Source organism: Nostoc sp. DedQUE12b, assembly GCF_034530835.1.
Taxonomy (GTDB): domain Bacteria; phylum Cyanobacteriota; class Cyanobacteriia; order Cyanobacteriales; family Nostocaceae; genus Nostoc.
Genome location: NZ_JAVRCI010000047.1, coordinates 11,915 through 36,643, shown reverse-complemented (window position 1 = coordinate 36,643; position 24,729 = coordinate 11,915). Strand labels below are relative to the sequence as shown.

At 39.5% G+C, this 24,729-nt stretch carries 30 protein-coding genes and 1 pseudogene; 9 read left to right on the top strand and 22 right to left on the bottom strand.

The annotated features are described in order from the left end of the window. Window positions 1-125 precede the first annotated feature (125 nt). A complete protein-coding gene (locus RMY16_RS21500; protein WP_322738086.1) occupies window positions 126-1,010 on the top strand; it encodes an Rpn family recombination-promoting nuclease/putative transposase in 885 nt (294 codons plus the stop codon). A gap of 148 nt (window positions 1,011-1,158) precedes the next feature. On the opposite strand, the gene hypB is transcribed toward RMY16_RS21500, so the two are convergent. From hypB to RMY16_RS21445, 11 genes are all read right to left on the bottom strand, one after another. Then, window positions 1,159-1,980 carry a hydrogenase nickel incorporation protein HypB gene (gene hypB, locus RMY16_RS21495; RefSeq protein WP_322738085.1) on the bottom strand — a complete coding sequence of 274 codons (822 nt, stop codon included), beginning with the start codon at window positions 1,978-1,980 and terminating at the stop codon, window positions 1,159-1,161. Then, complete coding sequence (gene hypA, locus RMY16_RS21490) at window positions 1,971-2,312, bottom strand: hydrogenase maturation nickel metallochaperone HypA (protein ID WP_322738083.1); 342 nt, start codon at window positions 2,310-2,312, stop codon at window positions 1,971-1,973. The genes hypB and hypA overlap by 10 nt, the downstream gene beginning before the upstream one ends. Before the next feature lie 20 nt (window positions 2,313-2,332). Then, window positions 2,333-3,436, bottom strand: a complete 1,104-nt coding sequence (gene hypE, locus RMY16_RS21485) for a hydrogenase expression/formation protein HypE (RefSeq protein ID WP_322738082.1) — start codon at window positions 3,434-3,436, stop codon at window positions 2,333-2,335. Window positions 3,437-3,494: 58 nt separating this feature from the next. Then, the gene (hypD, locus tag RMY16_RS21480; RefSeq protein ID WP_322738081.1) at window positions 3,495-4,658 is read right to left on the bottom strand and encodes a hydrogenase formation protein HypD; all 1,164 of its coding nucleotides are present in this window, start codon (window positions 4,656-4,658) and stop codon (window positions 3,495-3,497) included. A 129-nt stretch (window positions 4,659-4,787) separates the two neighbouring features. Continuing rightward, on the bottom strand, window positions 4,788-5,048 hold the full coding sequence (locus RMY16_RS21475) for a HypC/HybG/HupF family hydrogenase formation chaperone (protein WP_322667932.1): 261 nt from the start codon (window positions 5,046-5,048) through the stop codon (window positions 4,788-4,790). A gap of 80 nt (window positions 5,049-5,128) precedes the next feature. After that, a complete protein-coding gene (gene hypF / locus RMY16_RS21470; protein ID WP_322738080.1) occupies window positions 5,129-7,477 on the bottom strand; it encodes a carbamoyltransferase HypF in 2,349 nt (782 codons plus the stop codon). Next, window positions 7,467-8,684 carry a hypothetical protein gene (locus RMY16_RS21465; RefSeq protein WP_322738079.1) on the bottom strand — a complete coding sequence of 406 codons (1,218 nt, stop codon included), beginning with the start codon at window positions 8,682-8,684 and terminating at the stop codon, window positions 7,467-7,469. Before RMY16_RS21465 ends, hypF begins: the two co-directional genes overlap by 11 nt. A gap of 630 nt (window positions 8,685-9,314) precedes the next feature. Continuing rightward, complete coding sequence (locus RMY16_RS21460) at window positions 9,315-10,160, bottom strand: NifU family protein (protein ID WP_322738078.1); 846 nt, start codon at window positions 10,158-10,160, stop codon at window positions 9,315-9,317. A gap of 56 nt (window positions 10,161-10,216) precedes the next feature. Next, on the bottom strand, window positions 10,217-10,441 hold the full coding sequence (locus tag RMY16_RS21455) for a hypothetical protein (protein ID WP_322667928.1): 225 nt from the start codon (window positions 10,439-10,441) through the stop codon (window positions 10,217-10,219). 8 nt (window positions 10,442-10,449) lie between these two features. Next, window positions 10,450-10,716, bottom strand: coding sequence for a hypothetical protein (locus RMY16_RS21450; RefSeq protein ID WP_322738077.1), 267 nt, complete (start codon window positions 10,714-10,716; stop codon window positions 10,450-10,452). A gap of 62 nt (window positions 10,717-10,778) precedes the next feature. Beyond that, the gene (locus RMY16_RS21445; RefSeq protein WP_322738101.1) at window positions 10,779-11,753 is read right to left on the bottom strand and encodes a hypothetical protein; all 975 of its coding nucleotides are present in this window, start codon (window positions 11,751-11,753) and stop codon (window positions 10,779-10,781) included. A 481-nt stretch (window positions 11,754-12,234) separates the two neighbouring features. Here RMY16_RS21445 and RMY16_RS21440 point away from each other — a divergent pair, with 481 nt between their 5' ends. From RMY16_RS21440 to RMY16_RS21425, 4 genes are all read left to right on the top strand, one after another. Beyond that, entirely contained in the window at window positions 12,235-12,975 is a 741-nt protein-coding gene (locus RMY16_RS21440; protein WP_322738100.1) for an Rpn family recombination-promoting nuclease/putative transposase, read from the top strand. Window positions 12,976-13,067: 92 nt separating this feature from the next. Further along, window positions 13,068-13,277 carry a hypothetical protein gene (locus RMY16_RS21435; protein ID WP_322738076.1) on the top strand — a complete coding sequence of 70 codons (210 nt, stop codon included), beginning with the start codon at window positions 13,068-13,070 and terminating at the stop codon, window positions 13,275-13,277. Window positions 13,278-13,717: 440 nt separating this feature from the next. Continuing rightward, on the top strand, window positions 13,718-14,680 hold the full coding sequence (locus tag RMY16_RS21430; RefSeq protein ID WP_322667923.1) for a hydrogenase small subunit: 963 nt from the start codon (window positions 13,718-13,720) through the stop codon (window positions 14,678-14,680). A 122-nt stretch (window positions 14,681-14,802) separates the two neighbouring features. Continuing rightward, window positions 14,803-16,398 carry a nickel-dependent hydrogenase large subunit gene (locus RMY16_RS21425; RefSeq protein ID WP_322738075.1) on the top strand — a complete coding sequence of 532 codons (1,596 nt, stop codon included), beginning with the start codon at window positions 14,803-14,805 and terminating at the stop codon, window positions 16,396-16,398. An 82-nt stretch (window positions 16,399-16,480) separates the two neighbouring features. On the opposite strand, the gene RMY16_RS21420 is transcribed toward RMY16_RS21425, so the two are convergent. The 4 genes from RMY16_RS21420 to RMY16_RS21405 form a co-directional block, all read right to left on the bottom strand. Next, a complete protein-coding gene (locus RMY16_RS21420; RefSeq protein WP_416211688.1) occupies window positions 16,481-17,089 on the bottom strand; it encodes a Uma2 family endonuclease in 609 nt (202 codons plus the stop codon). Next, window positions 17,089-17,256, bottom strand: a complete 168-nt coding sequence (locus RMY16_RS21415; protein WP_322738074.1) for a hypothetical protein — start codon at window positions 17,254-17,256, stop codon at window positions 17,089-17,091. The genes RMY16_RS21420 and RMY16_RS21415 overlap by 1 nt, the downstream gene beginning before the upstream one ends. A gap of 4 nt (window positions 17,257-17,260) precedes the next feature. After that, on the bottom strand, window positions 17,261-17,470 hold the full coding sequence (locus RMY16_RS21410; protein WP_322738073.1) for a hypothetical protein: 210 nt from the start codon (window positions 17,468-17,470) through the stop codon (window positions 17,261-17,263). Between the two features lie 188 nt (window positions 17,471-17,658). Beyond that, a complete protein-coding gene (locus tag RMY16_RS21405) occupies window positions 17,659-18,699 on the bottom strand; it encodes an SH3 domain-containing protein (RefSeq protein ID WP_322738072.1) in 1,041 nt (346 codons plus the stop codon). A gap of 205 nt (window positions 18,700-18,904) precedes the next feature. Between RMY16_RS21405 and RMY16_RS21400 the strand changes: the two genes are divergently transcribed. Both RMY16_RS21400 and RMY16_RS21395 read left to right on the top strand, forming a co-directional pair. Beyond that, a complete protein-coding gene (locus tag RMY16_RS21400) occupies window positions 18,905-19,150 on the top strand; it encodes a type II toxin-antitoxin system Phd/YefM family antitoxin (protein WP_322738071.1) in 246 nt (81 codons plus the stop codon). Then, the gene (locus tag RMY16_RS21395) at window positions 19,147-19,545 is read left to right on the top strand and encodes a type II toxin-antitoxin system VapC family toxin (protein ID WP_322738070.1); all 399 of its coding nucleotides are present in this window, start codon (window positions 19,147-19,149) and stop codon (window positions 19,543-19,545) included. Before RMY16_RS21400 ends, RMY16_RS21395 begins: the two co-directional genes overlap by 4 nt. A gap of 9 nt (window positions 19,546-19,554) precedes the next feature. Here RMY16_RS21395 and RMY16_RS21390 read toward each other — a convergent pair whose 3' ends face one another. The 4 genes from RMY16_RS21390 to RMY16_RS21375 form a co-directional block, all read right to left on the bottom strand. Next, a complete protein-coding gene (locus RMY16_RS21390; protein ID WP_322738069.1) occupies window positions 19,555-19,749 on the bottom strand; it encodes a hypothetical protein in 195 nt (64 codons plus the stop codon). 122 nt (window positions 19,750-19,871) lie between these two features. Continuing rightward, window positions 19,872-20,378, bottom strand: coding sequence for a GNAT family N-acetyltransferase (locus RMY16_RS21385; protein WP_322738068.1), 507 nt, complete (start codon window positions 20,376-20,378; stop codon window positions 19,872-19,874). Between the two features lie 63 nt (window positions 20,379-20,441). Next, window positions 20,442-20,651 (bottom strand): type II toxin-antitoxin system HicB family antitoxin, encoded by a 210-nt coding sequence (locus RMY16_RS21380; protein WP_322738067.1) that lies wholly within the window; start codon window positions 20,649-20,651, stop codon window positions 20,442-20,444. 121 nt (window positions 20,652-20,772) lie between these two features. Further along, a complete protein-coding gene (locus tag RMY16_RS21375) occupies window positions 20,773-21,441 on the bottom strand; it encodes a DUF1294 domain-containing protein (protein ID WP_322738066.1) in 669 nt (222 codons plus the stop codon). A gap of 264 nt (window positions 21,442-21,705) precedes the next feature. Here RMY16_RS21375 and RMY16_RS21370 point away from each other — a divergent pair, with 264 nt between their 5' ends. After that, the gene (locus RMY16_RS21370; RefSeq protein WP_322667916.1) at window positions 21,706-22,128 is read left to right on the top strand and encodes a hypothetical protein; all 423 of its coding nucleotides are present in this window, start codon (window positions 21,706-21,708) and stop codon (window positions 22,126-22,128) included. A gap of 120 nt (window positions 22,129-22,248) precedes the next feature. On the opposite strand, the gene RMY16_RS21365 is transcribed toward RMY16_RS21370, so the two are convergent. Beyond that, on the bottom strand, window positions 22,249-22,524 hold the full coding sequence (locus RMY16_RS21365; RefSeq protein ID WP_322683927.1) for a DUF2281 domain-containing protein: 276 nt from the start codon (window positions 22,522-22,524) through the stop codon (window positions 22,249-22,251). An 87-nt stretch (window positions 22,525-22,611) separates the two neighbouring features. Here RMY16_RS21365 and RMY16_RS21360 point away from each other — a divergent pair, with 87 nt between their 5' ends. Then, the gene (locus RMY16_RS21360; protein WP_322738065.1) at window positions 22,612-23,085 is read left to right on the top strand and encodes a hydrogenase maturation protease; all 474 of its coding nucleotides are present in this window, start codon (window positions 22,612-22,614) and stop codon (window positions 23,083-23,085) included. Window positions 23,086-23,104: 19 nt separating this feature from the next. Here RMY16_RS21360 and RMY16_RS21355 read toward each other — a convergent pair whose 3' ends face one another. Continuing rightward, window positions 23,105-23,479 carry a hypothetical protein gene (locus RMY16_RS21355; protein ID WP_322738064.1) on the bottom strand — a complete coding sequence of 125 codons (375 nt, stop codon included), beginning with the start codon at window positions 23,477-23,479 and terminating at the stop codon, window positions 23,105-23,107. Between the two features lie 18 nt (window positions 23,480-23,497). Then, window positions 23,498-24,724 (bottom strand): annotated as a pseudogene (locus RMY16_RS21350) (SagB/ThcOx family dehydrogenase). Window positions 24,725-24,729 lie beyond the last annotated feature (5 nt).

The following is a 24,729-nucleotide window of genomic DNA, read 5'->3' as shown; positions in this document are numbered from 1 at the left end:
GATATATACTCCCAAACCTTTGTTTTGTCTGGCTTTCTGAATTTTGAATTTTGAATTTTGAATTGGTATTAGTGGTAGTCTAATTAAAAGTGCAGTAGCGATTATCTAAACTTATCTACTTGCTTATGTCCAAACCTGCTGATATCAGCACTAAACGCCTAATCAGTCTTGCGCCCGATAACTGGGTAAAATGGGTAACACAAATTCCCGATGTTATTGTAGGTGAAATTCTCAACTCAGAATTTCAGTGGGTTAGTAGAGAAAGTGATGTACTTATCCGTGTCGAGAATCCGCAGTATGGAAAATTTCTAGTTGTCAATGAATTACAACTGCGCTATAAACCGGAAATGCCACGACGGATGCGTGCTTATGCAGCTCTAGCTGAAGAAAAATATAATTTACCTACCTATCCGGTATTAATCAACATTCTTAAAGGAACTAACACAGAAATACCTACAACATATACATCAAATGTTGCAGGTTTAAGAGCAACTCAAGATTATCGGGTGATTAACCTATGGGAAGTTGATGTAAATACTGTCTTTGAAACACCATTACCATCCTTAATTCCATTTGTACCCATCCTCAAAGGCGGTGAAAACGAGATTGTAATTCGAGAAGCCTTGCAAATTCTGCGTCAGGATGAACAATTAAATCAACTTGAAACAGTTTTGGCTTTTTTTGCTACGTTTGTAATAGAGAGTACCCTAGTCCAAGAAATCATGAGGTGGGATATGACTGTGTTGCGTGAATCGCCTTGGTATCAAGAAATTTTACGTGAAGGAGAAGCACGCGGGGAGGCACGCGGAGAAGCACGCGGGGAAGCACGTGGACGACGAGAGGAATTATATTCAGGTATTGAATTGGCACTGGAGATTAAATTTGGGACTCCTGGCTTAGATTTAATGCCAATCATTTACCAAATCACAGATTTACAGCGATTAAAAGTGATTCAACAGGCTATCAAAACCCTAAATACAGTTGAGGAACTACAGCGACTTTGTGATTGATTTACTGGTAAAAAAACTTGTTATAAAAAATACTTCCAGTTTTGATGAACTTCCAGAGGAATTTCGTAAGTCACTGACTTAATTTGACAGGTTTTAGTTTAAACGCAGAGGTACGCTAAGGAAAGCGCAAAGGGGCGCAGAGTTTTTACTATAATGATGCAGTTAGCCATGCATACCAATTTTCTAACCCAGCACCAGTAGTTGCAGAAACCTGAAAAATCTGAATTTTGGGATTTACTTTTTTAGCATATTCTATACACTTTTGAACATCAAATTGCAGGTAAGGTAGCAAATCGATTTTCGTGAGAATCATGATGTCACTAGCACGGAATATATGCGGATATTTTAGCGGCTTATCTTCTCCCTCCGTGACGGAAAGAATCACGACTTTTGCCTGTTCTCCTAAATCAAATAAGGCTGGACAAACTAAATTTCCAACATTTTCAATCATCACAACTGAGCTTAATGGCGGATTCAGTTGTTGTAAACCTCTTTCTATCATTGAGGCATCTAAATGACAGCCTGTTCCGGTATTGATTTGGATGACTTTAGAACCTGTTTCTTTAATTTTTTTGGCATCGTTAGCAGTTTCTTGGTCGCCTTCAATGACACTAATAGATAATTGATGTTTTAAATCATTGATAGTTCGCGTTAAAAGAGTTGTTTTTCCAGCACCGGGAGAACTCATTAAATTTAAAGCGAGAATATTACGACCTTTAAACCATCCCCGATTTTGGGCTGCTATCAAATTATTTTTTGCCAAAATATCCTGTTCTAAAGATACCGTTGTGTTGTGTATTTTGGCATGAATTTGAGACGCTTCTATATGAGTATCGTGACTGTGGGAGTGAGCGATCGCAGTCCCATCTGGTAAAGTATGAGTATGATGGTGGTGATGTTCAGCTTCACTTGTTTCTAAATTGGTAATTTTAGTTTCGCCATCATCAGAACAACCGCAGGTTACACACATAGTTCCTCTATTTCTATTTCTTTAATTTTCAGTTCTTCACCAGTAATTAAATCTAATTGCACGCTACCGCAATTACAGATTCCGAACGGTTTATCTAAATAAACTTCTGCACCGCATTGGCGACATTTTGCTAAACCGGGAATTTCTAAAATTTCTAATGTCGCCCCTTCTAAAACTGTACCCTGAGTGCAAATATCAAAACAAAATCGGATAGCGTCGGGCATAATGGCTGAAAGTTTGCCAATTTCTAATAAAACTCGCTGCACTTTTGCGCTTTTGGCGTGTTCAGTCACAATTGCCACAATATTTTGGGTAATTCCAAACTCGTGCATATTATAAAATCTATTAAAGATTAACAAATTCGTGGCAATTGGTCGCCTACTAACATATCAACAATCCTTTCAGCACCAAAAGCTGTTTTTAGTAAAACGATACCTGGGGGTGAGGTAATAACTTCGCCAATAATACAAGCATCTTTGCCTGCTGGGTGGGATTTCATAGCTGATAAAACATTTTCAGCATTCTTTTTTGGAACCACCACAACTAACTTACCTTCATTAGCTAAATACAATGGGTCTAAACCGAGAATTTCGCAAACTCCGTTGACTTCTTCACACACTGGGATAGATTCTTCAAAAAGACGAATTCCCACATCGGAACTGAGGGAAAATTCATTTAGGACTGTAGCTAAACCACCGCGCGTAGCATCTCGCATAGCATGAATTTGGGGACATGTATGAAGAATAGTTTCTACTAAGCTATGTAACGGCTGACAATCACTTTCAATATTAGTCTCTAAGGCTAATTTGCCACGGGCAATTAAAATTGCTGTCCCATGATTGCCTATTTCACCATTAATTATTATTGCATCTCCAGGTTTAATGTTATGAGCAGAAATGTTAACTCCTCGCTGGATGACACCAATACCAGCAGTATTAATAAAGAGTTTATCGGCAGCACCGCGAGGTACAACTTTTGTGTCACCAGTGACAATTTGAACACCAGCATTTTTTGCGGCTGCGTTCATACTGGCTGCGACATGGCGTAAGGTTTCTAGAGGTAATCCTTCTTCTAAAATTACGCTACAAGTTAAATATAAAGGTTTAGCACCGCTGACAGCTAAATCATTAACTGTGCCGTTTATGGCTAATTCTCCTATATCACTACCGGGAAAAAATAAGGGGTCTACTACATAAGAATCTGTTGTAAATGCAAGTCTGTCTCCTTGTTGTAGGAGAGGGGCTAAGTTGAAGCTGGCTTGGTCTTCTAGTTGTGAGAGAATTGGGTTATCAAAATTGCTGATAAAGATATCGTCGATTAAATCACGCATGGCTTTACCACCACTGCCATGTGCGAGAGTTATATGAGTGTCTTGCACTTTAGTTTGGCGACGGCGGACTTTTTCTATTTTCTGAAATAGGGGATTTTGTATTGGGTTTGTGGGGAAAATATTCATATTAAAATTTTTTTAAACGCAAAGGGACGCCGAGGAAAGCGCAGAGGGACGCTGAGTATTATTCTGAGGAGAAGCCGCAGGCGGGGAGAGGTTCTTGAGTTATTTTTGGTTTTTGGACAATTGTGGAGAGTCGCCCATATTTGTAATAGGCTGCACAAGCACCTTCGGAAGATACCATGCAAGTACCAATTGGTGTTTCTGGCGTGCAAGCTGTACCGAAGACTTTGCACTCCCAAGGTTTTAAGACTCCTTTGAGAATTTCTCCACATTTACAAGCTTTATGGTCGGCTACTTTAAGATTAGGAATGGTAAATTTAAGTTCGGCATCAAATTGAGCATATTCAGGTTTGATTTGTAATCCTGAATAGGGAATGTCACCTAAGCCGCGCCAATTAAAACTATCTCGGATGGCGAAAACTTTATTTATGGCTTGCAGGGCTACTGTGTTCCCAGATTTTTCTACAATTCGGTTATATTGGTTTTCAACTTCACAACGATTTTCTACTAACTGCTGCAATAGCATCCAAATTGATTGGAGAATATCTAAGGGTTCAAATCCTGAGACAACTATCGGCTTATTATATTGTTGGGAAATAAATTGGTATGGGTCACTGCCAATTACCATGCTGACATGGCCAGGGCCAACAAATCCATCTAGTTGTAAGTCGGGATTATCTAATAGTGCTTTGAGGGCGGGAATCACGAGGACGTGATTGCTAAACATACTAAAGTTATGAAGTTTTTCGGCTGCTGCTTGCAGAATGGTGAAGGCGGTGCTGGGGGCTGTGGTTTCAAAGCCTAATGCGAAGAAGACTACTTCTTTGTCGGGATTATCTCTGGCAATTTGCAGGCTATCTAGGGGAGAGTACACCATACGGATGTCTGCACCTTGTGCCCTAGCTTGCAGTAAAGTGGTTTTGGAACCGGGAACTCGCATGGCGTCGCCAAAGGTGGCAAAAATGACGTTATGATTTTGGGAGATTGCGATCGCATCATCTAATCTCCCCTTTGGCATAACGCATACTGGGCAACCAGGCCCATGAATTAGTTCGATGGTTTGGGGTAAAATTTCTTCGATACCGTATTTAAATATGGAATGGGTATGTCCGCCACATACTTCCATGATTTTGATGGGTTTTTCTAGCTGGCGACATAATTTGGCGATTTCGCGGAGTATGGCTTCAGCTTTTTCCGGTTCGCGGAATTCGTCAACATATTTCATAGGAAGTGAGGTGTAATGAGTTTTATGTATCTGTTAATTTCGCTTTTGTGGTAGAAAGTTTTTTAACGAACCGCGTTTGTGCAACGTCTTTTAGAGAAGCCTCATCTAGATTTAAACCTACTGCCTTCTTCACGTACTAATCCCTGCTTGTGCTGCTGCTAATTCTTGGAATAGTTGTAATGTCTCTGCCGCTTCTTGTTCGTTAATTCGATTCATAGCAAAGCCAACATGTACTAATACCCAATCCCCAATACAAGCTTCAGGGGAATGTTGTTCATCTACGATACAAGCAATATTTACCTCGCGCTTAACACCACCAATGTTAACTATGGCTAATTTATGGTTAACGTTGGTAATTTCTATAATTTGTCCGGGGATTCCTAAGCACATTTTTCTATTTTTTAGGATAAATTAACCGCAGAGGCACGGAGAACACAGAAAGAATTATTTGTGAGAAAAATTTTCAAATCTCAATGCTCATGTATTAATTGAGCGGCTGCTATCACTGCTTGTCCTAAAGATAAGCCGCCGTCATTAGCTGGAACTAAGCTGTGAGTAAGTACTTTTATTCCCAATGTTTGTAATCTTTTGGTAACTTGTTCTAACAATATACAATTTTGAAATACTCCTCCTGTTAAAGCTACCTGATTAATCAGATTCTCTTGACTAAGATGCTTAACCATTTCCACAATTGCATTTGCTAAACCTTGGTGGAATTTGGCAGCTATAACTGGCTGGGGAATCTGCTGCTGTAAGTCATTTAGCAAGGCTTGCCACATTGGACGCGGGTCTATACAGTAAATACTATCTAAAAAGCCAAAATTAAAAGGGTAGATTAGCGTTTCTTTATCATTATTTAAGCTGCTAACATCTACTATAGCTTCCATTGCGATCGCAGCTTGTCCTTCATAGCTACATTCTTCTCTATAAATACCGATAGCCGCCGCCACTGCATCGAACAATCGCCCCACTGATGAAGCTGGAGGAGAGTTAATCCTTTTTTCTATAAGTTGATTTAGTAGCTTAAGTGGCTTGTTTTTCAAAAAATTAAATATTTCTAAGTCAGTATACTTTTGTTCGCAATCATTCCAAAGATTAGCAGCTAATAATTGAGCATAAGTATTACGCCAAGGCTGATAAATAGCTTGTTCACCACCAATCATTGCTACTGGTTTAAATGTTGCTAGTCGTTGAAATTTTCGGTAATTTGCTAAAAGAAATTCTCCACCCCAAAGTGTGCCATCATTGCCGTAACCCAAACCATCTAAAGCAATACCTAATATTGGAGGTGAATCTAAAGGAATCCCATTTTCCGCCATGCAAGCGGCGATATGGGCGTGATGATGTTGAACTGGATAAAGTTTGATTTGATTTATGCCTGCAAGTTCTTTACCAAGTTTGCTTGAGAGATATTCAGGATGTTTATCAATGGCAATTATTTCTAGTTGATGCTCAAATAGATTTAAGTATAAATTTAAATTTTCTTGGTAAGCATTAAAAGCCGCAGCATTTTCTAAATCTCCTAGATGTTGAGAGAGAATTGCTTTTCCTTCACGCAATAAGCAAAAGGTATTTTTTAACTCACTGCCCATTGCTAAAATTTGCGGTACTTTCTGAAATCCCGGTGGTAAACTAATTGATGCTGGTGCATATCCTCTGGCACGGCGAATTGTTTGAACTTTATCACCAAGAACACGCACAACCGAATCATCTACCCGATTAATAATCTCTCGATTGTGAAAGAGAAAATAATCAGCAATTTTCCCTAATTTTTCCCTTGCTTCTTCATTATTAAGACATTGTGGTTCATCAGTCAGATTGCCACTTGTTAAAACAATTGGGCGATTCATCCGCCGCATAATTAAATGATGCAACGGCGTATAAGGTAGCATAAAACCAAGGGTATTTTGCCCTGATGCTACTGACGATGCTAATTGTTTTGTACCTAAAGCTTGTAATAAAACAATTGGTGCAGCAGAACTTGTTAATAATTCTTTTTCTTTGGCGTTGACAATACAATATTGTTTAATTATTTCAACATCCCGTGCCATTAAAGCAAAGGGTTTATGATAGCGCTTTTTTCGCTGACGCAGTTTTTGTACAATGCTTTCCTGTGTTGCATCGCAAGCTAGATGAATACCGCCTAACCCCTTAATTGCCACGATCTCACCTTTTTGTAACAAGGTACAAACAGCATCGACATCATCCAACATCGAAAACATGGAAGCAGTAACCGATTTACCATCGGCGCGTTCTAACCAAGCTGCGGGGCCGCAAACATGACAAGCTATAGGTTGGGCGTGAAAACGGCGATTTTCGACATCATGATACTCCTTTCCACATTCCGAACACATGGCAAACGCAGACATACTGGTATTGCATCTGTCATAAGGAATCGCACGAATAATACTCAGGCGGGGGCCACAATGAGTACAGTTAGTAAAGGGGTAGCGATAAAAGCGGCTAAAGGGGTCGAATATTTCTTGTTGGCATTGCAAACAAGTGGCGGCATCAGGAGTAATTTCTGTTTTAATGGCATTATTGACACTACTAGAAATCACAAAATGATCAAATTTCAATTCACTTTCATAAGGAGTTCTAGTTAGTTGATTAATTCTTGCCAATGGTGGACATTCTGTTTGCAATCTGGCAACAAATTTTGTGATTGCTTCTTTACTACCAGATACCCTAATTAATACACCTTCGCCATCATTACAAACATCTCCACCCAAACCGCAGGCTTTCGCCAGACGATAGACAGTAGGTCGAAATCCTACTCCTTGAACAGTACCACGAACTCTAATTTCTTCAGTCGGCATAGTTAAAGTGCCACAGCAAAATTCGGTTATTTCCAGAATCAGCTATCACTGCTGTATTGCCACAAATTTTTATCCCGTAACACCAATTTAAGCTATCTCGTTTAGGTAGTCCGAAATTACGATTTTCACCTTTACTTTGAAAATTTATTTGTCCTCCTAACCCATCTGCCACTACACCTTGCAGTGATAAAGTTGATTCTGACTTTCTCCAACCTAACAACCGGGAATTAGCAGTATCTGCAACTACTAACCAATCTCCAGCCACCCCCACACCATAAGGCATACTCAAACTACTAGCAGTAGGATAATAAACTCCTTGATTCATTTCCACAAAATCAAAGCTTTTTTGTCCTAAAACTACTGCACAAGGGACATTGTTTTCTGTTGGGATTCCCTGCCAAATCATCACTCGGTGATTACCTGCATCGCTGACAACCAAATTTTTTCCCCAAAGGGTGATATCGTGACACCAACGCATACTCGCTGCGGTTGCAGAAGCACCGCCGTTTTCATTGCGAGATATCATATCTGGTTGTCCCAAAACTAAATCAGCAGGTTGACCATTTTCTGTTGGTAATTGATGCCAGATTAATACTCTTCGATTACCAGTATCGGCAACAAATAGCTGCCCTTGATGATAAAAAATACCATAAGGCCAGTGCATTGTACTAGCAGATGCTGCTTGATTTCCTTGATTTGGTTCATTATCGGTAAAATCAACTTGCCCTAACACCAAATCTGCTGGAACATTATTATCTTCTGGTAAGTTCTTCCAAATCAAAACCCGATGATTCCAAGCATCTGCTACAGCTAACCCTTCGCCGCAAGGACAAATCCCTGTTGGTACACTTAAGGTTGCCCTTCCCGGTTTAGTTTTAGCATTTTGTCCTTCATGATAAAAGTCAGGTTGTCCAATTACCCAATCAGCCGATTCACCATCTCTGGTGGGTAAATTTTGCCATCCTAATAATCGATGATGTCCAGTATCTGATACCCATAATGGGCCAGTTTCTGATAACAAGCAAGCACCACGAGGCCCAAACATTGTTGTGGCATTGGGTGCTACAGGTATAACTAATTGTTCGGGTTCAATAATATTGCCTAAAATTACCTCCGCACCTTGAGATGATAGAGGTAAATATTGAGGATTTTCTATTGCTTCTAGCGGTAATTGTGATATGGAACTAATTATGTTTGGGATATCCATGAACCGCAGATAGAGGCTGATAATTATTTAAAAACATTAATGTTGATTAGCATGTAACAATAGTAACGGTTTTGCATTATGCTTTTTTCAAATTCAGTTAAAACCTCTAATCAACTTCTGTATTAATCAAGCTTAAACAAATCAAGATAGCCTTTAGTTACTTTTGCTACATAGCGAATCTTTGGCATGAGTGCGCGATTTACTGAAATGAGAAAGCAAACTGGAGTTTGAGAAAGTAAAAGCTTATTTTACTTGCGGAAAACACTAAAATGAGTAAGTCAAATGACCTTTTGCTTGCGGAAAACACCAAAATGAGTAAGCAAACTGGAGTTTGAATAAGTAAAAGCTTATTTTGCTTGCGGAAAACACTAAAATGAGTAAGCAAACTGGGGTTTGAGTAAGTCAAATGACCTTTTGAGAAAGTAATATGCCTTTTTACTTTCTCAAAACACTAAAATCAATACCTGAATTACACAAATGAGAATGAATTTAGAGATATTGAGAAAGCATTCGGACATTTTACTTGCACAAAATATTAAAACGAATGCGCGAACTACTGAAATGAAAAAGCAAATTAGCCGTGATTGACTAATCGCCAAGTATATTTGCTGAAATCTTGTCTTCGCATGCTCATTTTTGTAGTTTCACAAAAACTTTATCGTCTTTAACCTTGACTGGATATGACTGAAGCGAAACATCAGGAACGGTTAAGCATTTACCTGTCTCCAATTTGTACTGGAATCCGTGGGCAGGACAGGTAATGATACCATTTTCAACTTTACCTTTTTCTAAGGGAGATCCTAGATGGGTACAAGCATTACGGTAAGATTTAACTGTAACGCCTTGACGATGTAAAATTAGTGAAGTACCAGCAAGTTGTACTGCAATTACGCTAAACTCAGGAACTTCATCAATCGTTGCTACTTTGATCCAAGTACAAGTTATTTTTGCAGAAAATGGACTGATTAAACCAGAATTCGCGTTCTTAACAGTAGGGCTATTATTGACTGCAACTACTTTTGTAATTTCAGGACAATGGTTTTTTATTGCCTGTTCTACTCCCTGAGATAAAGTCAAAGTAGAAGTCGGACAACTGCTGCAAGTTCCGATTAATCTAACTTCTACTGTATCTGGTGGCTTAATTGACACTAATTCTACATCCCCATTATGGCTTTTTAAACCTGGGCGAACTTCTTCAAGGGCTGTTTCAATTCGCTGTGCTAGTGATGGTTTTGGTGGTTTTACTAACTCGTGATACAGTAGCACTGCATACACTAACTCATCTGCAACAGCATGACGCAAAGCTGGCATTGATTCTTGTTTTAGACTTTTAATCAAATTAGTCAATGCAGCTTTATGCAAAGCTTCGATTGCTCTTTTTAGACCTACTGCTACACACCGTTGGCTTTCATCCCACTCGGATATAATTGCCTCAAAACGATTAATTTCCTGAATTAATTCTTCAAGGTTTGTCATTTATCATTGGTCATTGGTCATTTGTCTTTTGTCATTGGCTATTCATCAATGACCAATCACTTCATTTTGAAGTCCTTAAGGAGAAATGGCATAATCATGCCCGTCACTAAGCTAGATAAGATTATTGGGTAGTAGAAAGGAATTGGAGCTTGTGCAAGTAACACTAGCAGTAAGAAACCTATAGCAATACCAGTAGTAGTTTGCTTGGCAAAATACATTGGGTCGCGTATTAGCTTTCCTTTAAAAAATAACTTGGCAGAAAGCCACCCTATCTCTAACATGTTTTCTCCTAATAAGTTGTCAATAAACTTAAAGTAGCAAGCCCTAAAAGAATGGCAGGAATTACACCCGCCGGGGCCAATAATGCACCAAGCATTGCTGAAAATTGATAGCCTATATCTTTCCCTGCTAACAGCATTCCACCAATTGCACCGCCGACCATAGACAAGATTAATGCTATGATTAGCCACGAAACTTCTGTTGCTATGTTCAATTCACCATCTGCTAAACTTGTGATAAAATTTATCACGTTTGAGTAGGTAAAAATATCTCTCATGCTGTTTTGTCCTGATTGTTAGTAATTAGGGGAGTAGGGAGTGGGGAGAAAGAATAACTAACCTATTTGCTATTCCCTATTTCTGCTTCTACATCTTGTAGCGCTTGGACTACTACCTCTGCTTGTGCAATTTGTTGGTATTCCGTAAATATTTCTAAAGCATCTTGGTAGTAAATACGCGCTTGCAAAAGATTTTGAGGATTACCAGCTTCTGGTTTTTCAGGGTCGTCTGGTAAGTTGAATAGGGCGTTGGCTTTGTTGGAAATTGTGTTAGCGTACTCTACGGGTGTATCTTTGGCGTTACGCACTTTTAACGCTTCGTCATAAGCTGCGATCGCTCTTAAATTATTCTCTACAGGATGGGAACTCACTAAATATTGCAAAGCGTTACCTAAGTTGTTTTGCAACATCGCATATTCTCTAGGATGATCAATCAGATTAATATGCTTTAGTGCTACCTCAAATGATTGCACAGCTAACCCTTGACGCAAGTATTCTCGTTCCGATGCTAGAGGCATAGAAAGGTAAGCGATCGCAATATTGTTATATAAAATCGCATATTCTTGGGGGTAATCTTCCCAAGTAAACACCCGCAACGCCTCATGATAAGCCTGGATGCTGTCAGTTATCCGCGCCAAATTGAATGGCACTAGTGACTGCAACACCAGCCCAAAATTCATCTGCGTCTCTGCTACTTCCTCTGGTGAAGCTAATTCCTGTAAAATTGGCAGTGCTTCTTCATAACCTGCTTTCGCTTGCATCAGCAGTTGGTAATCAGCGTCCGGTATTGCCTGTAATGTCCCCGCCATGCCCACTTTGGCCCTAGCTTTCAGTAGGGGATACTCCTCACCACACATCTCGTAGGCCCGGTAATATAAGCCAACTGCATTCCGCAAGTCTTGGGCAGCTTTGGGCTTTTTTTGAAAACCCTGTGCGATCTCAATCAGCATTTGGATTTTTTCCTCTGCTGAAGCTGACTCCGATGCAACAGCTGCTACCGCAGCCTTCACCGCCGAATCTGTAATGCTGGGGTTCATAACTCTGCCGTACTCTAGCCAATTGGGAATTGAATCTGTCAACGCCCACGAATGATTGAGATACGTAAACGCATCTAATCACGGGCCATACTGATTTACGCAGGCTTCGAGTCCTTTAGGCGGAATTCCCCTTTTTTATTTGAGCTAACATTAAAGACTAGAAACTAGGGAAAAAACTTAATCCTCTATAGCCAATGTCTTATGCCATGCTCAATACAATACTATAAAACACCCTATTTCTAAAATTCTAGGGGGAAATTGCTAATATTAATGTCAGTTTTAAACACCTAATTTTTTTTAAATGCTTTTTGTATCATCGTCTTATACAATTTAAATATTTTTTATTGAATTGTTGACATACATAATATTTATTGTACTCAAAATAGTTACCACGGGTTAGTCGTTGTGTAAAATATATTCATCAACTGTAAAACAAGCTCCTTTGAAAACAGACAGTATCTTTTATCGGATCTTTTAGAGTATCCCCAGCACTTTCTTTGAACTGATTAACCAACCACCCCAACTAGCTAATGCTTACCAATTTTCTTCAGTAGAAGTTAAGCAACTGGCGTTTAGAATCGATGGTGTCTTTCTTCCAAATACGCCAGACTTACCGATTTATTTTGCCGAAGTGCAGTTTCAACCAGATAAAAAATTATACTCACGTTTATTTACCGAAATCTTTAACTATCTCGATAAAACCGAATTAACTAACAATTGGCGTGGTGTTGTAATCTTCCCCAACCGCAGCGTTGATACTGGAGATACCGAAAGATATACAGAATTACTAAACTCACAACGAGTAACTCGCGTCTATCTCGACGAATTAAGCTCAATTGAGGCATCATCAATTGGTATAGAGACAGTTAAACTCATCATCGAACCCGAATCAACTGCGACAATAAAAGCTGTAGAGATAGTCAACAGTGCCCGACAGCAAATTTCAGATGTCACTACTATTAGAGAAATAATACAATTAATAGAGACGATATTAATCTACAAGTTACCGCGATTGAGCCAGGAGGAGATAGGAAAAATGTTTGGATTAAATGAATTAAAGCAAACTAGATTTTACCAAGATGTTTTTGCAGAAGGTAAACAAGAAGCTAAGTTAGAAGCGATACCCCAGTTATTAGCGTTGGGTTTAAGTATTGAGCAGATAGCTCAAGCATTAGGTTTGGACGAACAAGCTGTTAGGCAAGCTATACAGCCAAAATCCTAAAACAATAGGGTGCGCGAAGGATTAACAGTGCTTTTAATAGAGACGATATTAATCTACAAGTTGCCGCGATTAAGCCAGGAGGAGATAGGAAAATGTTTGAATTAAATGACTTGAGGCAAACTAGATTTTTCCAAGATGTTTTTGAAGAAGGTAAAAAACAAGGTAAGCAAGAAGCTAAACAAGAAGCTAAGTTAGAAGTGATACCGCACTTATTAGCATTTGGTTTCAGTATTGAGCAGATAGCTCAAGCGTTAGACTTCGACGAAGAAGTTGTTAGGCAAGCTGCACAACCAAAATACTAAAACAACTGATATATAGTTGACGGGGCGCAAAGTTTAGTGCCCCTATTTTTGGCTCATTTATTACATGAAAATCTGAAGACTGAAAATATTCATTACCTTATACTAATTGACAGTTGACACTAATTATTAATGATTATAGAGTTTTGATAGCGAGAAATTAAGCATATTGAGTTTGTTTAACCTCAAGATTTAAAAATAAGATGCAGTGCTTATTTTTACTATTTTGCATTTATAGAATGTGTTGTATGTAACAGAGAAAGCTATTGAAAATAATATTGAGACTATTTAATATATTGTTAATGATTAATTCTTTTTTAATGAAAGTGAATTAAATAAAAAAATATCTTAAGATAAAAAAATAAATATTGATAAGCAGGTGAGACTTTACAAGCATTATCACCTACATCATGCATGGGAAACAATAGAAAAACGCATAGCCGATGACTAACGTACTATGGCTACAGGGTGGTGCTTGTTCAGGTAACACCATGTCATTTCTCAACGCCGAAGAACCGACAGTCTGCGATTTGATTGCTGATTTTGGCATCAAGTTACTTTGGCATCCATCTTTGGGATTAGAACTAGGCAATAACTTACAAACACTGCTACGGGATTGTATTTCTGGCACAATTCCTTTAGATATCTTGGTATTTGAAGGCAGCGTTGTTAACGCCCCCAACGGCACAGGTGAATGGAATCGGTTTGCCGATCGCGCCATGAAAGATTGGTTAGCAGACCTCGCCAAAGTTGCTCAATTTATCGTCGCCGTGGGAGACTGTGCTACATGGGGAGGAATTCCCGCCATGTCACCTAATCCCAGTGAGTCGGAAGGTTTGCAATTTCTCAAACGTCAAGAAGGCGGCTTTTTAGGTAAAGACTTTCTCTCACAAGCCGGATTACCTGTAATTAATATACCTGGATGTCCCGCCCATCCCGACTGGATTACGCAGATATTAGTTGCGATCGCTACTGGACGCATAGCAGACATTGTTTTTGATGAACTAAATCGTCCTCAAACCTTCTTCAACACTTATACCCAAACAGGTTGTACCCGTAACGTCCACTTTGCCTACAAAGCCTCGACTGCCGAATTTGGTCAGCGCAAAGGCTGCCTATTTTATGACTTGGGTTGTCGTGGGCCCATGACTCATTCTTCCTGCAACCGCATCTTATGGAACCGCGTCTCTTCCAAAACCCGCGCTGGAATGCCTTGTTTAGGTTGCACCGAACCAGAATTTCCTTTCTTTGACCTTAAACCAGGAACCGTATTCAAAACCCAAACAGTAATGGGAGTTCCCAAAGAATTACCGCCAGGAGTGAACAAAAAAGACTACGCCTTACTCACAATGGTCGCAAAAGATGCAGCACCACCTTGGGCAGAAGAAGACTTTTTTACAGTTTAGTCATTGGTCATCAGTCATTGGTCATTGGTCATTAGTCATTAGTTTTTCACAAATGACAAAGGACAAATGACAAAGGACAAAGAACAAATGACAAATAACAAATGACAAAGGACAAATGACAAATGACAATTCAATCATTAGACATTTCGCCTGTCGGTAGAGTTGAAGGTGATTTAGATGTCCGAGTTGATATTGAACATGGCAGAGTAGTCAACGCCTGGACACACGCGGAACTATTTCGCGGATTTGAAGTTATCCTACGCGGTAAAGATCCCCAAGCTGGATTAATTGTCACACCTCGTATTTGCGGCATTTGTGGCGGTTCTCACCTAACCTGTGCATCTTGGGCATTAGATACAGCTTGGGAAACAGAAGTTCCTCGCAATGCGATTTTGGCGAGAAATCTCGGTCAAATTGTCGAAACCATTCAAAGCATCCCCCGCTACTTTTATGGACTCTTTGCTATTGATTTAACCAATAAAAAATACCGCCATAGTCGCTTTTATGAAGAAGCTGTAAGACGCTTTGCTGCTTTCACAGGCAAATCTTATGAACTAGGCATAACAATTTCCGCTAAACCTGTAGAAATTTATGCACTCTTAGGCGGACAATGGCCTCATTCTAGCTACATGGTTCCTGGTGGTGTAATGTGCGCCCCCACCCTTACAGATATTACCCGTGCTTGGGCGCTTCTCGAATACTTCCGTACCAATTGGTTAGAACCAGTGTGGTTAGGTTGTTCTTTAGAACGCTACGAACAAATCCAAACTTATGATGACTTTAGAGACTGGTTAGATGAAAACCGCAATCATCGAGATTCCGACTTAGGTTTTTATTGGCGCATGGGTTTAGATATCGGTTTAGATAGATATGGCGCTGGTGTAGGTAAATATGTCACTTGGGGATATTTAGCCCATGAAGATAAATACCAAAAGCCGACTATTGAAGGGCGAAATGCGGCGATGATTATGAAAAGTGGAGTGTACGACAGCTTCGCAGACACTCACGTTTTAATGGATCAGTCATTTACCCGCGAGAATACAACTCACTCTTGGTACGATGAAGGGACAGCAGATATTCACCCTAGCGATCGCACCACTAAACCCACTGCAATTAATACCAAAGACTTCGATAACGCCTACTCTTGGTCGAGTGCAGTCCTTCACAAAGACTTCGGACGTTTGGAAACTGGCCCTTTAGCGCGGCAATTAGTAGCTGGTGGTAAACATGGCGAATCTTGGCAACACTACGACCCCTTCATCCTCGATGTTTTCAAACGAATGGGTGGTGCTAGTATTCATGTGCGTCAGCTAGCACGAGTTCACGAAATTGTCAAGTTATATCGGCAAGCTGAACACTGTTTGCGCGAATTTAAATTAAACGATCCCTGGTATATCAAACCCACAGAAAAAGATGGACGCGGTTGGGGTGCAACGGAAGCAGCGCGCGGTTCCTTATCTCACTGGGTGGAAATAGAGGGCGGTAAAATTAAGAATTACCAAGTCATCGCCCCTGGTACTTGGAATATCGGCCCTCGTGATGGTGAAGGAATTCGCGGGCCGATTGAAGAAGCTTTAATTGGCACACCCATTTACGATTCTAGCGATCCGGTGGAAGTTGGTCATGTGGCGCGATCGTTTGATTCATGTTTGGTGTGTACAGTTCATGCCCATGATGCGAAAACTGGTGAAGAGTTAGCGCGTTTTCGGACTGCTTAATTCTCAAAATTCTTCTGGCTTTCTATCACCGTTTCTTCAATTCATCCTTTCTTGTAGCTGTTCAAGACTCATTTAGTCGTCGTTAATGGCACTGCAAAACTTGAACAGCAGTCAACTTTAGATCAGCAAATACAAGCGAAGCGATCGCACTATCTCCTAGATACACCTTCTCCTCATAAAAACCCTCTACCCATTCCAGAACTGTTACTCGCTGTTGTATCGGATCAACAATCCAATACTCAACAATACCCCGTGCTGCATACTCAGATCGCTTATAGCGATAATCACGACTACTCTGATTTGGACTCACCACTTCAACCACTAATAACGGCGGTGGCATCTCTGGCATTACCGTAGATCGTTTAGCCCCCTCCATCGCCGTCGCCAACTCCTCAGAAAACACCACTAAATCAGGAACGCGCACCCGTGAACCAGTAGTCATAATTTCCGTTTTCATCGACAGCCGATAAGCAGGAATACCCAGTTGCACAAAGCAGACAAGGATAAACATGGCAATTCGTCGATTTATCTCACTCTCGGCCGTCATCAGAAGCAATTCTCCATCTTCAAACTCATACATTGCATCTGTACCATCGTCATAATTAAAGAACTCCTCAAGAGTCATATTCCCAGATGCAGCTTTATCTAATGTGATTGCCATAATCACCTTACCTTCTGGTAAAAACATCATTAGCTTACTATTATCACAATATCTCGTAGAACATTTACAGTTGCACCACTGTCCACCAGTGCAAGAGCTTCAACCGCTCTATCATCTAGACAAAGACGCAGTGGAATCCGTAGCAAACTGTCAAACTCATTTTGAGAAGTATCAGTAGTCAAATATTTGAATCGCATCTGGTCACATTTTATCTGTCTGTTTCAATGCCTGCATAAGAACTTCACCTGCACCAAATGAATTGTAAGGTGTAGGCAAATCACAGGTTTTAAAAGGTTCTAGAGGCGAAATATCTTCGTTAGTATCCAATTCTTCCGCCAAAATGCGGATTAGCTTAATTTTTTCTGATACAGACAGTTTGCGGACAGCAGGAAGTAGCTCAGTGAGTGTCATGTTTCGCACTCCATTTCTCCAACTAGGCTCACTTACAGCTTACTGGATCGGTCATACACTTGACTCAATTGCTTCCTATCAGCGTAAGTATAGTCTGTCTAAAAAACTAACTATTAATACTATTTCTTTCTTTGCGGTACACGGTAAGCTGCTGGTGCGTCTACACTATTTGTATAATTTAATATAGTTTAATGTTGGATTGGCATGACTTGAATGAAGTCACTGCGAACCCATCCATCAGCGCCTGAGATTGGAAACTTGATTTGATACCAAATATAGCTATCTTGACCGCGAACAGAATTTATAATCGTGACTTTATCACCAACTAATCCATAGTGACGGCTCTTAAAATTTATACCTGCTCCAGTACGCACGTTAATTTGAGCTTCAGAATCTTTAGCAAAAAGAACCCCTTCTTCAGATGTTTGTGAAGAAGTAGTCGAAGTCAGGGATGATTCAGAAGTCGTTAGAGAAGTATTGAGAGAAACCCCATCTTCTGCTTTGTACCGCACCACTAACGAATCTTTAAGGATAATTGACCCATCTGTATCTTGAACATCAGCCCTAATGACTGTTTCATTACCATTAGGCTCTATGCTGAACTGGCTTGGTGTTGTTGAATAATCAATCCATGTTTGATTTGCATTTCCTAAGCAGTTATTCAACTCTCTGACTTTATCAGTCCATGTTTTTATAGATAAATCAAACACAGTCTGCCATTCCTGTCTCGCTGTACTTTCAAGTGCTTCTACACCACATTTCCAATCACGAGTATAATTAACAACGATCAACTTATCACTTTTCTCAACTCTCCCAGCAGTTTTATAGGAGAAATCAAGTCCTTTTTTTTGCACCAAAGCCCCAATACTACTTTCTTTAGATTTAGGTAAAGGTGTCTCTGTTTCTAACTTTGTTGGAGAATTTAATTTTGGCGGTTGATTTAAAGCAGAGATGGGAGAAGTAGGTTCTGGCGTTGCTTGCTGTGTTACATATTGAGGCGATTGTAAATGTACCTTATGTGAACTAATTAGCACAATACCAATAAAAACGATACTAATCCGCTTCCACAAATTTAACTGTAAACCTGATTTTGCTGCCAATTTATTTGTGGAAGGTAGTAAAAGTACTCCCCAAGATAAAAAAACTAGTCCTGTAATGAGTTGCTGAAAAAGTCCAAATGCTCCGATTATAAGAAAAAACCATCCAAAAAAGCGACGAACTATTTTCATTGTGTTGTTTAAATACTATTTATTTGTATCAAGTTCAGTATTCCCAATCTGCAAATTAAAAGCTACGTATACAAAACCTTAGATCACGATTCTTTGTGATCGCTTTACGCAAAAATAGTTGCGTAGACGTAGCCCATCGTATATATCGCTCTTGCATCACTGTGCCAAAAAAACTAAACTTAGTTTACAGACTTAGTTTAATCTTATGGAAACCGTAAATATTCATCAAGCTAAAACGAATCTCTCAAAGCTGTTGTCGCGCGTAGAACTTGGAGAAGAAATCATTATTTCCAACCGAGGCATTCCGATCGCCAAGTTGGTTCCGTTTCGCACCTCATCAAATCGACTCAATAGTTTAGGGCAAGATAAAGGACGTTTTGTAGTGCCGGATGATTTCAATGTCCCTTTACCAGAAGAAATTTTGGCAGCATTTGAGGGCGGTGAGGAGTGAAACTCTTGCTAGATACACAGTGCTGGTTATGGTGGTTTACTCAACCAGAGCTTTTGAATGAAGCGGCTATCGCCCATATTGCCGATGAAAGGAATGAATTACGGCTCTCAGTTGCCAGCATTTGGGAAATGGGGATAAAAGTTGCGATCGGCAAGTTACCACTGGCAGATCCCCTAGACAGTTATATTTCTAGTCGGATGACGGTGTTGGCAATGCGCTCGCTAGAAATTACAGCTTCTCATGCTTTACAAGCGGCTGCATTGCCTTTGCATCACCGAGATCCTTTTGACAGAATGTTGATTGCACAGGCTCAGATAGAAGAAATGACACTTGTGAGTGCCGATTCGATGTTTAATAAGTACGATATTTCTCTACTTTGGGCAGCCAAATCTTAATGCCTACGCTTACACATTTGTTGATTCGGCGATCGCATTTGTTGATTTGGCGTTCGCATTTGTTATTTCAGCGATCGCATTTGCTATTTCGGCGACTACATTTGCTATTTCGGCGACTACATTTGCTATTTCGGCGACTACATTTGCTATTTCGGAGACTACATTTGCTATTTCGGAGACTACATTTGTTATTTCAGCGATCACTGCTGCTCATTGCGTTCATCTCTAAACAACAGACTGACCTAGACAATCTAGATTGCAATCAGCTACAACGCTGTGTTATGCGCCACGCACCAGTGACTTATCAATACTTACAATATTTTTACTTACGATTTCTCAATTCTGAAAAATACTAGGGGGTTGCCATTCACGATTTTTTCCTCCACCTTTGTCATACCTATTCTTTCTGTTACTTTTTGTGATTCAAGGTTTGGGCGATCGCAGCTTGCTAAAAGATACTGATAGTTAAGTTTGTTAAAACAATACTCCAACATCTTGGTTGCAGCTTCGGTAGCATAGCCTTTTTTGGTTGCTTCAGGCAGTAAAGCATAAACTAATTGGGGCTGTTCTTCATCAAAGAAATCCCATAAACCAACAAAGCCAATGGTTTCTTGCTCATTTTTAGTCTCAATAAACCATAAACCAAATTTTTTTTCTTCAAAACTATTCTGGCTCTGTATCACCATTTCTTCAACCTGTTGCAATGGAAAAATTTTGTCATCGCACAGATACTTTCTCACGTATGAGTCAATGAGAATAGCGTGTAGTGTGTTCAGCCCACTCTCCAAAATTGGTTTTAACAACAGCCTCTGAGTTTCAAGTATTAGAGTCATTAGTTAAGACCTCACTGCAACTCCAGCATTTTTGAGAATAGAAACATTACTCATAGTCTAAGTCTAGTAAACCACAATCTGTTGTGTACTTACAAACTCAGTCTCGAACACCAGATCCTCATCCTCTAGAAGGATCTCAATAATTTCAGGCAAATTTTCCTGCAATTCATTCAAGGTTTCACCTTGAGAATGCGCTCCAGAAAAGCCAGGGACATAGCCGACATAGAACTTAGTATCAGAATCTCTTTCAGCGATCGCAGTAAAAGTTTTCATATCATAATCATCGACAAGGCTTACTTTACAGCTTACTGGAGTAGACATCTAACTGAGCGACGCCGAATAGTCTGTCGTAGACATCGCCTTTGTATCATTATGACAATCAGACTAAACTTACTTATCCCCTAGAAACAATACCCAAAAACAGATTTATCAATGCTTTACCAAAAAATAGCCAATCCAACCAAAATACAATGTGAAGAGTTGCTATCAACCAAAATACAATTTGATAAGAAACTTTGCTGCTTTTGTGACGTAACTTCTGTTGGGCAAAAAATGCACCTAACCAACCACCCATAAATTCGCACAGATGTAAAGTATTTTCTTGCCTTCTCCATCCTCCTTGTTGTGCACGAGATTTATCGTCGGCATATAGCAAAAAGGTAATTAAACTCATGACAGGATAAAGGATTAGCGGAATTGGGTTGCCAGTTGTTATTGCAAGATGAATTGAACCCAGCCCAGGTAGTAAAGATAGAAGCAATGTCTGTAATGCTAATGATAAAGATTTGTCTACAGTTTTGGATATAGACTTCTTGCGTGCGGCAGAAGATAAGGATTTTGATTGAACTTCTTCGATATAAGCATTACAAGCGCGTACTTTGCCATCTTTACTAGCTGTTAACTGATAACAAATGAAATCATCAACTTGGGGACGATGGTTAACGTCTTTCAATGCCGTAATGTGTAAAAAAACTTCTTGACTACCATCATGCGGTTGTATGAAACCAAACCCACGATTGTCATTCCATCTAATTAATTGGCCTTTATGTAAAGCAGGTTTCATGAAAAAACTATATATTTATACCTGTTTTATAGTGTGCCCTTATCTACACAAATAGACAACACCAAAAATGCGATCGCCTCACCAACTCTTTTAACCGAGAAGTGAGGAGTGGGGAAAATGAGTGATAACTAACCTATGCCTAATGCCATATTCCCAATGTCTTATATTCAAAACTCGTAGCCTAACACACTAAAACTTATAGAAACAGTGCGTTAGGCTTGCGTTAATGCATTTGCATAAAACAGCAATTTACACGGTAAGCTTGTGTCTGATTTAGCGCTACATAATTATCTTCCTCGCGTTCCCGATGCAGCATTGCAAGAATACATAGAATGGTGTGTTTTAGAGCAAGCTCAAGCCGCAGAATGTAACTTTACTCCTGATAGAAGTAAGTTAGATAATTTGCCACCAGAAGACTACGTTCCTAAACTGGTCGAGCAGTTCATGAAAGTTAAACCAGACCCAATTAAAGCCGGTTTGGTAGCTGCGATCGCTGGTAAGGAAGCTGACAAACACGCTTTATCCGGTTTAGCGATCGCTGCTGATTTTGTATCTCTTTATGTCAAGTATTTAATTCCTAAAGAGGGAAGTACTAAAGAACAAGCTGAAGAGATATTAACTCAAGCATCACAACATCAGTATGAGAAATTGACTGAAGTTGCTAAGAAACATGGTGTAGAGTTATAGTTGACTGCTGATAATTTCTTTTCAGAGGCTTTGTCTGTCTCATAAGTCAAAGCCTCATATTTTGCAGATTATGGCAATAACTCGTAAGCGCAAATAAGAAACTTGTATCCAGGATTGCTGTCATGTACGCTCATCTGCTTTAAGACTCCAACCACGTACAGAATCAATCTCATTTTTTAATATATCTTCATCTTGTTCTGAGACATCAGTTTCCCCAGAAGCTCCTAATCCTGCAATAGACATTAGAAAAGAAGACCCATGATTGTTTACTTCTTTTTGCCTTGTCGATTTATATTGAAGATATTCAACAAAGCTTGCTAGCTCAATTAATTTTTCATCTGGGAGAGCATTAATTGCCTCAATTAATGTCTGTCTATTTGTAGTCAAAGTATCCATACGCTTGACAAAAGGAAAGAATTGCTGTGACTTATTGTACTTTATGCGATCGCTCTGGTAGCAGTTCAAGACATTGGCGTACAAAAAATGCTCACTATCATCGGTTGCGGCAATCTCAATCGCAGTGACGACGCTGTAGGTGTAATCATTGCCCAACGCTTACAAAAATATCTAGCTCAAAACCCTCATCCTCATGTACGAGTATATGACTGTGGCACCGCAGGGATGGAAGTAATGTTTCAAGCTAGAGGTAGTAAACAATTAGTAATTATTGATGCAAGTTCAACTGGTTCTGAATCGGGTGCTGTGTTTAAAGTTCCAGGAAAAGAACTAGAAGCAATGCCCGAACCTAGTTATAACTTGCACGATTTTCGTTGGGATAATGCTTTAGCCGCCGGACGGAAAATCTTTCAAAATGATTTTCCTGAAGATGTGACAGTTTATTTAATTGAGGCGGCAAATCTTGGTTTGGGACTAGAGTTAAGTCCTGTTGTTAAACATTCTGCTGATTTGGTTTTTGAAGAGGTAGCTGCACTTATCAGCCAGAATATCAACTTTTAATTAACAATCCAAAATCGAATCAAGCCCAATCCCGATAAACAGAAAGTTCATCTACCCTCATTTCAAAAGGTACGCCTTGACTCTCTGGCGGACAAACACGGATTTTTGCACTGCTGACAATTCCATATAATAATGTCCCCATTGGCACGATTTTTTGCAAAATACGCCAATTAGTAACTTGATCGGGACATTCAATTACCAATGTCAGAGCATTGGCAGGGGTTGTGACATACCACCGACAATTAGATAGAAGATTTTGGATTGTGCGATCGCAAGCGTCATAAAAGTATCTGCTAATAGAATACTCTAGTTGTTGCCGCAGTATAATATCCGCAGATGTCGGTTGCATAGGATGTGAGTCATCACCATTTAAGTAATACATTTTTCTAGCCATCTCTCTTTCGCTTCCTGCTTATATTCCAATCACCATTCCATAAAGTACATCTTTATTCGTTTCTAATAATTCTTGGGTTTCGTCATCATAATACGCACCAATCCCACTACACTGAATTCCCAAATAATTACTAGTTAAATAAAGTCTTTGTCCGACAAAACCAGCTATTTGCATAGCAGTTTGATAATTTAAATAATCTGACACAAAAAATAAAGTTACAGCGCCATCTCTAGCAATAGCCTGATTAATACATAAGTAACCTGTTTTTTCGCTAAAGTTACCCCCTTTAATCAGATACGTACCTTTATATAACCCAGGTGTCATTCTTTCTACTCGATGCACCACTAAGTAAATTTCTATTTGCTCATAATTTTCTGTCGGTATTGACTGCTGAAGTTGTTGTACTACATATAAATAATCTTCTTGAGAAATAGGCTCTTTCCGGAAACGTCTAATAGAACGTCTATCCCAAATTGTTCGATAAAATTGATCCCGTTCAAAATCAAATTGAGGATACTCTAATTGCTGCTGACGACTCTTTTGTAGAGCAGTTGCTTAATAGGCATCTTCAATAAATTGATTGGATTCAAAATAATCAGTACCAGAGACAAAAGGAATTTTCAGCCTTAAGCGTCTGATTTTATTGTCTTCTATTTCTCCTGACACCGCACAAGCAGTAATAAACTCTTTATTCTCAAAACCAAAATCTGAATTGAGAGCGAGTTTATCAAAGTCAAAAATTAGTTGTATATCTCGGTTGTGGAGAAAAGCTGAAGCGGCAACTGCACCTAAATGGTGTCCGCTATCTAAGAAGCAATATCTTATGCTTCTATTTTGATATTTCCAGCTAGACCTATAATAAACACAACTAATTAAAAAGATGAATCCGTTGATACATTTACCCGGTATAATATAATTCTCTAACCCATCATTGATTAATTCAGAGATGAGAGTTAGACAATTATTCTCAACTTCTAGATGGTATATACTATTTACCATTCCCTTAATCCCACGAACCTGTACGTAAACTTCCGTAGGATACAGAGCGCCTGCTGATGGATTCACCCGCAATTTATAGGGGCCATCTTTATATACTTTTTCTAGTGTTATTGCACTGGTTAACGAGATAAAAGAATGAACCGGATTATTGAGATTTAATTTCACTCTCCGATAAAACTTGGGATAAACTTTAAATGCAGATGGCTGTGTTGAAGCATCTACATAATTTGGATCGAGTTGTACCAATAAGT

Bases quoted from the DNA above. Each gene is read 5' to 3' on its own strand.
- RMY16_RS21500 (WP_322738086.1), top strand. From the start codon at position 126: ATGTCCAAACCTGCTGATATCAGCACTAAACGCCTAATCAGTCTTGCG.
- hypB (WP_322738085.1), bottom strand. From the start codon at position 1,980: ATGTGTGTAACCTGCGGTTGTTCTGATGATGGCGAAACTAAAATTACC.
- hypA (WP_322738083.1), bottom strand. From the start codon at position 2,312: ATGCACGAGTTTGGAATTACCCAAAATATTGTGGCAATTGTGACTGAA.
- hypE (WP_322738082.1), bottom strand. From the start codon at position 3,436: ATGAATATTTTCCCCACAAACCCAATACAAAATCCCCTATTTCAGAAA.
- hypD (WP_322738081.1), bottom strand. From the start codon at position 4,658: ATGAAATATGTTGACGAATTCCGCGAACCGGAAAAAGCTGAAGCCATA.
- RMY16_RS21475 (WP_322667932.1), bottom strand. From the start codon at position 5,048: ATGTGCTTAGGAATCCCCGGACAAATTATAGAAATTACCAACGTTAAC.
- hypF (WP_322738080.1), bottom strand. From the start codon at position 7,477: ATGCCGACTGAAGAAATTAGAGTTCGTGGTACTGTTCAAGGAGTAGGA.
- RMY16_RS21465 (WP_322738079.1), bottom strand. From the start codon at position 8,684: ATGGATATCCCAAACATAATTAGTTCCATATCACAATTACCGCTAGAA.
- RMY16_RS21460 (WP_322738078.1), bottom strand. From the start codon at position 10,160: ATGACAAACCTTGAAGAATTAATTCAGGAAATTAATCGTTTTGAGGCA.
- RMY16_RS21455 (WP_322667928.1), bottom strand. From the start codon at position 10,441: ATGTTAGAGATAGGGTGGCTTTCTGCCAAGTTATTTTTTAAAGGAAAG.
- RMY16_RS21450 (WP_322738077.1), bottom strand. From the start codon at position 10,716: ATGAGAGATATTTTTACCTACTCAAACGTGATAAATTTTATCACAAGT.
- RMY16_RS21445 (WP_322738101.1), bottom strand. From the start codon at position 11,753: ATGAACCCCAGCATTACAGATTCGGCGGTGAAGGCTGCGGTAGCAGCT.
- RMY16_RS21435 (WP_322738076.1), top strand. From the start codon at position 13,068: ATGTTTGAATTAAATGACTTGAGGCAAACTAGATTTTTCCAAGATGTT.
- RMY16_RS21430 (WP_322667923.1), top strand. From the start codon at position 13,718: ATGACTAACGTACTATGGCTACAGGGTGGTGCTTGTTCAGGTAACACC.
- RMY16_RS21425 (WP_322738075.1), top strand. From the start codon at position 14,803: ATGACAATTCAATCATTAGACATTTCGCCTGTCGGTAGAGTTGAAGGT.
- RMY16_RS21420 (WP_416211688.1), bottom strand. From the start codon at position 17,089: ATGATGTTTTTACCAGAAGGTAAGGTGATTATGGCAATCACATTAGAT.
- RMY16_RS21415 (WP_322738074.1), bottom strand. From the start codon at position 17,256: ATGCGATTCAAATATTTGACTACTGATACTTCTCAAAATGAGTTTGAC.
- RMY16_RS21410 (WP_322738073.1), bottom strand. From the start codon at position 17,470: ATGACACTCACTGAGCTACTTCCTGCTGTCCGCAAACTGTCTGTATCA.
- RMY16_RS21405 (WP_322738072.1), bottom strand. From the start codon at position 18,699: ATGAAAATAGTTCGTCGCTTTTTTGGATGGTTTTTTCTTATAATCGGA.
- RMY16_RS21400 (WP_322738071.1), top strand. From the start codon at position 18,905: ATGGAAACCGTAAATATTCATCAAGCTAAAACGAATCTCTCAAAGCTG.
- RMY16_RS21385 (WP_322738068.1), bottom strand. From the start codon at position 20,378: ATGACTCTAATACTTGAAACTCAGAGGCTGTTGTTAAAACCAATTTTG.
- RMY16_RS21380 (WP_322738067.1), bottom strand. From the start codon at position 20,651: ATGAAAACTTTTACTGCGATCGCTGAAAGAGATTCTGATACTAAGTTC.
- RMY16_RS21375 (WP_322738066.1), bottom strand. From the start codon at position 21,441: ATGAAACCTGCTTTACATAAAGGCCAATTAATTAGATGGAATGACAAT.
- RMY16_RS21365 (WP_322683927.1), bottom strand. From the start codon at position 22,524: ATGGATACTTTGACTACAAATAGACAGACATTAATTGAGGCAATTAAT.
- RMY16_RS21360 (WP_322738065.1), top strand. From the start codon at position 22,612: ATGCTCACTATCATCGGTTGCGGCAATCTCAATCGCAGTGACGACGCT.
- RMY16_RS21355 (WP_322738064.1), bottom strand. From the start codon at position 23,479: ATGGCTAGAAAAATGTATTACTTAAATGGTGATGACTCACATCCTATG.